An 8,764-nucleotide genomic window follows, 5' to 3' on the forward strand; every position below is an offset into this window, starting at 1 on the left:
TGAATCCGTCTTATATAGGGTATGGTATGAAAGACTTGTATAATTGTAACAAAATCCTTCTTCTTATATATTGATTTATTGTTAAGAAAGGATTAAGATTAATTCTGCTGCTTTAAATGAAATTAATAATATTACAGAATAATAAGAGGGGGTGTAGGCTTGATGAAGAAAAATTGGCCAACACATTCTATTCTAATTCTAGCTATTGTGGCAACATGGATAAAAACATATGTTACTTACCACACCAGCTTTGATATGGATATTGAAAATATGATGCAACAACTGATACTTTTTATAAATCCACTTAGTTTTTTACTATTTATCTACGGACTTTCCTTGTTCTTTAAGAGTCCCAAAGGTAGAAATAGATATATTGTAATTACTAGTATAATTCTTTCGGGTGTTGTATATGCAAATGCTGTATTTTACCGTTTTTTCACAGATTTCATCACAATACCGGTACTATTTCAAACAAGTAATTTTGGTGATTTAGGTTCATCTGCTGCAGAAAGTATCTTTTTAACTGATATTTTCTATTTTACAGATGTTGCGATTATCATCATAGCATTGAAATGGTTCAAAATGGGAGACAAAGTTACAGTTGTAAAGCCTGCAGTAAGAAGAGTTTACTTTGTCATGTCCGCGGCAATTCTATTTTTAAACTTAGGCTTATCTGAAATTGAACGACCACAACTATTAACACGAAGCTTTGATCGTGAAGTGCTTGTAAAGAATATTGGTCCATATAATTATCATTTGTATGATATGTATGTCCAATCTAAATCACATGCGCAAAGAGCACTTGCTGATGGAAGTGAGTTAGTAGAAGTAAATAACTATGTCCGATCAAACCAAGTAGATGCGAATGAAGAAATGTTTGGAGTTGCTGAGGGTCGTAATTTAATCGTAGTTTCGATGGAATCCTTACAATCTTTTGTTATTAATAATGATATGAATGGTAATGTAGTTACTCCGTTTTTAAATTCATTAACGCAAGATAAAGACACGTTCTATTTCTCAAATTTTTATCATCAAACAGGATTAGGGAAAACGTCTGACTCTGAATTTTTACTAGAAAACTCTCTATATCCATTAGGTGGAGGAGCAGTATTCTTTACACATAGTGGAAACACATTCCATTCGATGGCAGAAAGCTTAGGTAATGAAGGATATTTTACAAACGTATTACATCCTAATAACAAAAGTTTCTGGAATCGAGATATTATGTATCGAGCATTAGATATTGAAAAGTATTATGATGAGCAAAGCTTTGTAGTGAATGAAGAGGATGCTGTTAACTGGGGTATGAAGGATATTCCTTTCATGGAGCAATCAGTTGATTTGATGGCAGATATGCCTCAGCCATTTTATTCCCGTTTAATAACGTTAACAAATCACCATCCTTTCACTTTGGATGAAGAAGATAAGCTAATTCCTGAATATAATTCTAACTCAAATACACTTAATAAATATTTCCAATCTGTTCGATATATGGACGAAGCGTTAAAGCTATTCTTTGAGGACCTAAAAGAACAAGGATTATATGATAACTCGATCATCGTTATGTACGGAGATCACTATGGTATTTCAGAAAATCATAACAATGCAATGGAACAATATTTAGAAAAAGAAATAACTCCATATGAAACAACAAAACTTCAACGTGTTCCACTATTCGTTCATATTCCAAATAGTGGTAAGGGTAAAGTAGTTGAAGAAACATCTGGCCAAATTGATTTGCGTCCAACTATTTTACATGCACTTGGTGTGGACACTTCAAAAGATATGCAACTTGGAGCAGATATGTTTTCAGAAGAACATGAAGAATTTGTCGTATTCCGTGATGGTGGATTTGTTACCGACAAATTTGTTTATGCAGGTAATGCCTGTTATGATAATGCAACAGGTTTAAAAATTGAGATGGAAAGCTGTCAGCCTTATATAGAAAGAGCCACGCAGGAGCTTGGTTATTCTGATCAAATTATTAACGGAGATTTATTACGTTTTTATGATTTGAAGACTGGGAACTTGATTTTGGATGAGTCATTAAAAGAATTAGAAGAATAAGGAAAAGCACGGACATTTAATTGTCTGTGCTTTTTATATGAAACAAAATGTATTTACATTCGTCTAACTAGGTAAGAAGGGGGGAGTATGTTGGGGAAAATTGTTTTATTATTATTTTGTATTATCTGTCTTCAAGGATGCATTGAAACGGAAATAAGCATTCCTGAAGTTGAGAAGGAAAACGAAGTTAGTATACCATCCGATACTGAAGTAGTTGAAAAAAATGATCAAGCGATACCATCAATTTTCTTAGATAACAATGCCTTTCATAGTGTAGTAGGGTGGTTGTCTAATGAGGAAATTATCTTTATTTTTACAGAAAATGGACTTTGGTCGGTTAAATCCTATACTGTTCCAACAAGCACTTGGCGAACCATTTATACTACGACTACACCTATTATTCAAGGAACTATTCATCCTTCTAAAGAAATGTTCTTATTACATACTTCCAAAGACTCTACATCCGCAGAAATTCAATTTGTACATAAAAATGGAGTAGTTCTTCAAAGTCTATCGTTCGAATCCGCAGAAATTTACATGGATTGGCATCCAACAAACCCAAACTTAGTTGTTTTCTCAACATTTTATGAGGATTGGACATATAGTACATTTGTATATGATGGCTCTTCTCAAGAGCTAAAATCTATAGAAATAGAAAATCCGTTTGTGAAATGGTTCGATGAAGAAAATTTAATGGTTTTTAGATGGTCTGAGTCTGGCCTAGATGGAAGTGAACTTTTGCTTTACTCCATTTTGGATAGAACATTAAAGCCTACTGGAAAAGAAAAGATATTAAATGTGACCAATATTGGAGAAGCTATGCTCTATATTCAAATAAACGAAGAGAAGAAACAATTTGAGTATCGTTTAGAAGCATTTAATGGCTCCAAACAATTGGAGTGGGTTACACCTGCAGTTTCCAATTATTCCGAATGGGTCACCCCATCCATGTCTATTGTTTCCCCAACGGAATTTATGTTGCTTCATGCGAAAGAATCTAGAAATCAAGATGATGTTAGCCAAAAGAGTATTCTGTCCAAGATTTCTATAGGTGGCCAACAAATTTTAGGGGAAATAGAAGAACAACCTATTTCATGCTCTCCTAATGCGGAAACTTGCTTGGGTGGATATGCAGAGGAAAATTGGATTCAAACTATTCCGTTGAAAGAGGAAAAATGGATTTATTTGAATGAATAAAAAAAGCTGGTATACATTAAGTAATGTATACCAGCTTTTTCGTTACTTTTTAGTGTAAACTTGGCGGGAAGCCTTGGTTCACAATTGTCATGACTGTAAAGAAGCCAAAAACAGCGAACGTACCAAAGTTAAACACTATCCCTAATAAATTCTTTTCTTTAAAAGCTTGATAAGTTCCAATTACAGCTAAAAGTGTAACTAGTCCAAAGATAACCATTAATAAGTTCATGAAAAGACACTCCTTTTGACATCAGAAAATGAATGTCGCATTTGCATATTCCTCTTCTATTGTAATTCTAAATATTAGTTTTGTCGAGTAGAAAAGTGATCGATTATCGTATAAGATTAGAAAGAGGTGATTATTATGTTGAACGTTAGGACTTATACGTTAGGGTATATTCAAACAAATTGTTATATTGTTTCAAATACAACAAAGCAATGCTTAATCTTTGATCCAGGAGGAGAAGGGGAGAAAATAATTAGCGAGCTTCATCGTTTAAAGATGAAACCATTAGCTATATTATTGACTCATGCACATTTTGACCATATTGGAGCTGTAGAACAATTAAGAGAGAGTTTTGATATTCCAGTCTATATCCATACAGCAGAGAAAAAATGGTTAGTAGACCCAGTTAAAAATGGATCATCCAAGTATGCAGAAATCCCATCTGTTATTTGCAAGGAAGCAGATGTTTTACTGAATAATGAACAAGAGCTAAAGATTGGTGAATTTCATATGGTACTTTTACATACACCAGGACATTCGCCTGGTAGTATTACGTATTATTTTAAACAAGAAGACTTTGCAATTGTAGGAGATACACTTTTTCAAAAAAGTATCGGACGGACCGATCTCCCGGGGGGGAACCAAAATGAACTCATGAAAGCCATTCATACAAAACTTTTAACGTTGCCAGAAACAACTCTTGTTTACCCAGGTCATGGATCTTCCACAACAATAGAAGCAGAAATGGAGTCAAATCCATTCTTAAATGGGTTTTAAGAATAGCTTGTACCTTTAGATAGTAATTATGTAAATGTTATAAAAACACAAAAAAGCAGCCCAATTGAGCTGCTTTTTTGAGATGAATTATTAATGTCCCGCACCTGGTACGTGTATGAATGTTGTGTAATATGTAAAACCTGCGAAGAAGAACATTAAGTAAGCTCCGAAGATGTACATATACATACGTTCTGAAAGGTTTAAAAACCCTAGAAGAAGGAATAATCCCGTATTTGCTAAAAATAGTAAAGAAGCTTCTGGCATATCACCTAAATAAAACATAACTGCGAAAATCCCTGTCCAAAAAGCCATTACTTTATACATATTCCCCATTTGTAGTCCCTCCTTTTACAACTATATACAAATAATTCTCATATTCATTATAAGTGAAAGTGTTCGTACATGTAAACGATTATTAGTTTTCTTTACACATTTTACTCTACATTGTCACAAATATGTATTATCTATGACTTCATTATAGAACTTCTATTCGATATACGCAATTGCTACAATGATTTAGTTTGCTTTCTAGTTGAACAAATTCATTATTCGGGAACAAAGCATCAAACTGTCCTTTTAGAAAAGATTCATGAATACTGCAAGTAGTATGTGGATGTTTGGACAGTTGTTCTTTATAAGGACAATTAAAGATAGAGAATGTAATAATTTGTTTTTCTTCTCTATTTTCGATATTAGGAATATAACCTACAGCAAGCGCTGCAGCAGATAATTGCTCTATTTTTTGATCAAAGTTTTTTTCTGTTATTAATGACTGTTGTGTTGAGTTATATCCGGAAGTATAACTAATTTTTTGGGCTTTCTCAAGAACTTCTCCACCCATAGTATCTACTAATTCTAATAACCACTCTAGTAGCAATTGATTTTCTTGCTTAGGAAAACTCAAGTGAATTGGTTGGTCTGCCAGTCTATACATACGTGCAGGGCGACCGCCTCTTTTATTCTTGAGCAACTCTGACGAAATCAACTCAGAATCATTTAGTTTACTAAGATGAAGTCTCGCTACGTTTGGATGGATACCGAATTGATCTGCAATTTCTTGAACGCTTACTGGTTGTGGTTGTTTAACGATATATAAATAAATGGAATACCTAGTCTCATCTGCTAAAGTATTTGTGAGCTTTAAAGTATTTGGCATGAAATTACCTTCTTTCTAATTAGTCCTTATTATAATCAAATATGAAAGAATAATAAAATATTTTACAAAAAACAGAAAATTTAAATAATTGCTTTCTTTTTTACATTCAAGCAAGTATAATATTAGTACAAGCTGCTTGCGGTCGCAACTTGTATCTGGGGAAAGGAAACTTATGCAACAAGTAGAAAATCTTATTGAACAAAAATGTTTTCGAATTCTGAGAAAAGCCCATAAATTTGGTGCATCTGATTTACACTTGATTCCGAACGAAGAAGACTATGTTTATTATTTTAAAAAGAATTCTCAGATGTTTGAAGCGGGCAAGCTCCCTTTGAATTTAGGAGAACGGATCATTTCATTCTTCAAGTTTTTATCCTCTCTTGATATCAGCGAAAAAAGAAAGCCACAAAGCGGTTCCTTTCAACAAGTTTTCAACTCTCATAAATTCTCATTTCGTGTTTCTACTCTTCCCTCCATTTTCGGCAAGGAAAGTATGGTAATTCGCCTCCAACAGCATGACAACGCCAAAATTATTCATTCCCTCTCTCTGTTTAGAGAAACAACAGAAAAAATTGTAGAACTAGCGAATAATCGTCAAGGATTGATCTTATTCGTCGGCCCTACTGGCTCTGGAAAGTCCACCACCATGTACTCGCTCACCAAGTATTGTTCAGAAAATTTAAACCGACATGTTATATCGTTAGAGGACCCAGTCGAAAATAGTCAGTCTCATTTACTTCAAATACAAGTAAATGAACGTTCAGGAGTAACCTATTCGACAGGTCTAAAGGCTATACTGCGCCATTCACCAGACGTAATTATGATTGGAGAAATTAGAGATGAGGCAACTGCTAAAGCCGCTATACAAGCAGCGCTCACTGGTCATCTTGTTGTCTCCACCATTCACTCAAAGGATGGTGTAGGGTCTCTTTATCGCTTAATGGATCTTGGTGTTTCCGTAGAAGAGTTGAAGCAAACCATTACCGGCATCGTTACACAAAGACTAGTCGTCGCTTCAATGGGCCTAGAATCAGAATTATCTGCAGTGTTTGAGATTTTGTCAGATGAATTATTAGAGGAGGCATTTCACTCTATGCTCTGCGGAAAAACCTTCCACATTCCGTATCCACTTTCTTTATCATATCAAATTGAGAAAGGGGTAAGAGAAGGTGTTATTGAAAAAGGTTAAAGGTTATTTGCGTAAGAAACATCAAACAATTCCTCCAAATATGCAGTCGTCTTTTTTGAGTAGACTAAGCGATCTTTTAATGGAAGGTTATACATTTCATGAATCGGTCACTATGTTATTACCTTTCCATGTAAAAGATTCAGAGACTGTTAGTAAAAGAATCATTGATGTACAACGTGATGGATTAAACATAGTGGATGTATTTAAATTATTAGGCTTTCCAAGTCGTTTATTGTTGCCGTTAAATCTGGCTTCAGTTCATGGGCAATTACAACAAACAATTGCCGTATTAAGTGTCAATACAGCATTTTTTGAAAATGCCAAAAAACGATTAAATAACTTATTGTTATATCCATTATTTTTATTTTCAATCCTTTTTTTGTTATTTACGATGTTCCGAATTTATTTTTTGCCAAATATGGAGTCTTTAATTGGTTCTAGAGGAAATGAGTCATCGGATAATTCTTTAACTTGGACAGGCTATCTTTTGCAAATGCCCAATATATTTATTGTAACTACGGTCATTTGTTCGATTGTTGTTATTATGTCGTATATATTATTGAAGAAACTTCCAATTGAGAGGCAACTCTTCATTTATTTGAAATTACCTATAGTGAGAACTTGGTATCGCTTACTTTTGACGAGAGTATTTGCAAGAGAGATAGGTGGACTCATGGAGAGTGGTATGTCATTACAACAATCATTCGAGGCATTAATTTCTCAACAGGAACAGGAGGTGCTCCAGTTTATTGGGAAAGAGATGAAGGAGAAGGTAGTTCACGGTGAATCTTTCTCTCAGGCTGTGTTCCTGTTAGATTCTTTTACAACAGAATTATTTCATTTTGTTGTGCATGGCGAGAATAGCGGTTATTTAGGGAGAGAGCTTTCTCTTTATAGTGAGTTTCTCAGTCAAGAAATTGAAAGGAAACTTTCTCGATATATAAGTATAGTTCAACCAACTTTATTTTTAATTTTAGCTGTCTTTATCATTGGTGCTTATTTGGCAATATTAATGCCTATTTATAACATGATCAATATTGTGTAAAGGAGATATTATGAAAAAATTACTGAAAAATAACAGAGGTTTCACTTTAGTAGAAATGATGATTGTATTGCTTATTATATCTGTGCTAATTCTTATCTCTATTCCAAACGTGACAAAGCATTCTGCAAGTATAGACGAAAAAAGCTGTAAAGCATTTATGAAAATGGTGGAAGGCCAAGTTGCTGCTTATAAAATTGAAAACAAAAAAATTCCTACATTGGTAGAACTTGAGGATGAAGGATATTTGCCTGAAAAAGACACGACATGTCCTAATGGAGCTACCGTTACGATTGACGCTGTTACAGGTGAAGTGAAAAGTGGATAAGTTTGTGATGCCTAAATTTAAGTGGAACGAAAAAGGATTTACAATGATTGAGATGTTACTTGTATTGTCGATTGTCATGGTTGTATCGTCTTCGGTTCTGTTTATCAGTTCTACAAGGATAAAGGAGATGGAGGAGGAAAGATTCTATCGTCAATTACAGTTGGATATCCAAAGACTTCAAGCATATTCTATTGGAGAATTCAAATATACTTATTTAGAGTTTCCAGATTTTCGGACTAGATACGAAGCAAAATCAGAAGATCAAGTTTTGTTCGCAAAGGATTTGCCCAAGGATATGCTTTTGTCCAATAATAGTACATTAAAGAGAGTAGCATTTCATCCAAATGGGAATGTAACCAATTTTGGAAACTTATTGTTTGAATCGGAGAGAGGGGAGAAACGATTAACCGTTTATATAGGTCGAGGTGTGATAAATTATGAAAAATAGTCATGGTTTCTCTTGGCCAGAAACCATTTTATCACTAAGTATTACTTTTATAATTGCGACGACCATATTACCGTTTTTAAATAGCATGATTGTTCAACTAGAAGATAAGAAAAGAGATTATCATTCATCTTTAGCCATGTATGAAATTGCAAAGATGTATACCGTAGAAAATATTCCAATTGGAGTTATCCAAGTTGATGGGGTTATGTATTCATATGAAATTAGTGACGCAAGTATTTGTATAGACTATGAAGGGATGCGAGAGGAGCAGCGTAAATGTGTGCCAATCTTAAAATGAAAATCCGTGAACAAGCTGGTTACACATTACTGGAGG

General features: G+C 34.0%; 11 protein-coding genes. 8 read left to right on the forward strand and 3 right to left on the reverse strand.

Annotation, left to right across the window (positions count from 1 at the left end; all coding sequences use genetic code 11):
- Nucleotides 1-162: 162 nt before the first annotated feature.
- Nucleotides 163-2,067: an LTA synthase family protein gene (locus LDK52_RS17605; protein WP_277587224.1), complete on the forward strand. Its 1,905-nt coding sequence runs from the start codon at nt 163-165 to the stop codon at nt 2,065-2,067.
- Between the two features lie 90 nt (nt 2,068-2,157).
- Entirely contained in the window at nt 2,158-3,264 is a 1,107-nt protein-coding gene (locus LDK52_RS17610) for a YqgU-like beta propeller domain-containing protein (protein WP_277587225.1), read from the forward strand.
- A gap of 49 nt (nt 3,265-3,313) precedes the next feature.
- Here the strand turns inward: LDK52_RS17610 and LDK52_RS17615 are convergent, their stop codons facing one another.
- On the reverse strand, nt 3,314-3,493 hold the full coding sequence (locus LDK52_RS17615) for a DUF2759 domain-containing protein (RefSeq protein WP_277587226.1): 180 nt from the start codon (nt 3,491-3,493) through the stop codon (nt 3,314-3,316).
- 135 nt (nt 3,494-3,628) lie between these two features.
- Here LDK52_RS17615 and LDK52_RS17620 point away from each other — a divergent pair, with 135 nt between their 5' ends.
- Nucleotides 3,629-4,267, forward strand: a complete 639-nt coding sequence (locus tag LDK52_RS17620) for an MBL fold metallo-hydrolase (protein ID WP_277587227.1) — start codon at nt 3,629-3,631, stop codon at nt 4,265-4,267.
- Nucleotides 4,268-4,357: 90 nt separating this feature from the next.
- Here the strand turns inward: LDK52_RS17620 and LDK52_RS17625 are convergent, their stop codons facing one another.
- Nucleotides 4,358-4,600, reverse strand: coding sequence for a DUF2626 family protein (locus LDK52_RS17625; RefSeq protein ID WP_277587228.1), 243 nt, complete (start codon nt 4,598-4,600; stop codon nt 4,358-4,360).
- 142 nt (nt 4,601-4,742) lie between these two features.
- Nucleotides 4,743-5,423: a helix-turn-helix transcriptional regulator gene (locus LDK52_RS17630; RefSeq protein ID WP_277587229.1), complete on the reverse strand. Its 681-nt coding sequence runs from the start codon at nt 5,421-5,423 to the stop codon at nt 4,743-4,745.
- Between the two features lie 172 nt (nt 5,424-5,595).
- On the opposite strand from LDK52_RS17630, the gene comGA reads away from it, so the two are divergent.
- The 5 genes from comGA to LDK52_RS17655 are packed head-to-tail and all read left to right on the forward strand — an operon-like array spanning nt 5,596 to nt 8,728.
- Entirely contained in the window at nt 5,596-6,612 is a 1,017-nt protein-coding gene (gene comGA, locus LDK52_RS17635) for a competence type IV pilus ATPase ComGA (RefSeq protein ID WP_277587230.1), read from the forward strand.
- On the forward strand, nt 6,599-7,657 hold the full coding sequence (gene comGB / locus LDK52_RS17640; protein WP_277587231.1) for a competence type IV pilus assembly protein ComGB: 1,059 nt from the start codon (nt 6,599-6,601) through the stop codon (nt 7,655-7,657). The genes comGA and comGB overlap by 14 nt, the downstream gene beginning before the upstream one ends.
- Before the next feature lie 10 nt (nt 7,658-7,667).
- Nucleotides 7,668-7,982 carry a competence type IV pilus major pilin ComGC gene (comGC, locus tag LDK52_RS17645; protein ID WP_277587232.1) on the forward strand — a complete coding sequence of 105 codons (315 nt, stop codon included), beginning with the start codon at nt 7,668-7,670 and terminating at the stop codon, nt 7,980-7,982.
- On the forward strand, nt 7,975-8,430 hold the full coding sequence (gene comGD, locus LDK52_RS17650) for a competence type IV pilus minor pilin ComGD (RefSeq protein ID WP_277587233.1): 456 nt from the start codon (nt 7,975-7,977) through the stop codon (nt 8,428-8,430). The genes comGC and comGD overlap by 8 nt, the downstream gene beginning before the upstream one ends.
- Nucleotides 8,420-8,728 carry a hypothetical protein gene (locus LDK52_RS17655; protein WP_277587234.1) on the forward strand — a complete coding sequence of 103 codons (309 nt, stop codon included), beginning with the start codon at nt 8,420-8,422 and terminating at the stop codon, nt 8,726-8,728. The genes comGD and LDK52_RS17655 overlap by 11 nt, the downstream gene beginning before the upstream one ends.
- Nucleotides 8,729-8,764 lie beyond the last annotated feature (36 nt).

The organism is Psychrobacillus antarcticus (genome assembly GCF_029533155.1).
Taxonomy (GTDB): Bacteria; Bacillota; Bacilli; order Bacillales_A; family Planococcaceae; genus Psychrobacillus; species Psychrobacillus antarcticus.

Bases quoted from the DNA above. Each gene is read 5' to 3' on its own strand.
- LDK52_RS17625 (WP_277587228.1), bottom strand. From the start codon at position 4,600: ATGGGGAATATGTATAAAGTAATGGCTTTTTGGACAGGGATTTTCGCA.
- LDK52_RS17655 (WP_277587234.1), top strand. From the start codon at position 8,420: ATGAAAAATAGTCATGGTTTCTCTTGGCCAGAAACCATTTTATCACTA.
- LDK52_RS17630 (WP_277587229.1), bottom strand. From the start codon at position 5,423: ATGCCAAATACTTTAAAGCTCACAAATACTTTAGCAGATGAGACTAGG.
- LDK52_RS17615 (WP_277587226.1), bottom strand. From the start codon at position 3,493: ATGAACTTATTAATGGTTATCTTTGGACTAGTTACACTTTTAGCTGTA.
- LDK52_RS17605 (WP_277587224.1), top strand. From the start codon at position 163: ATGAAGAAAAATTGGCCAACACATTCTATTCTAATTCTAGCTATTGTG.
- comGC (WP_277587232.1), top strand. From the start codon at position 7,668: ATGAAAAAATTACTGAAAAATAACAGAGGTTTCACTTTAGTAGAAATG.
- LDK52_RS17620 (WP_277587227.1), top strand. From the start codon at position 3,629: ATGTTGAACGTTAGGACTTATACGTTAGGGTATATTCAAACAAATTGT.
- comGA (WP_277587230.1), top strand. From the start codon at position 5,596: ATGCAACAAGTAGAAAATCTTATTGAACAAAAATGTTTTCGAATTCTG.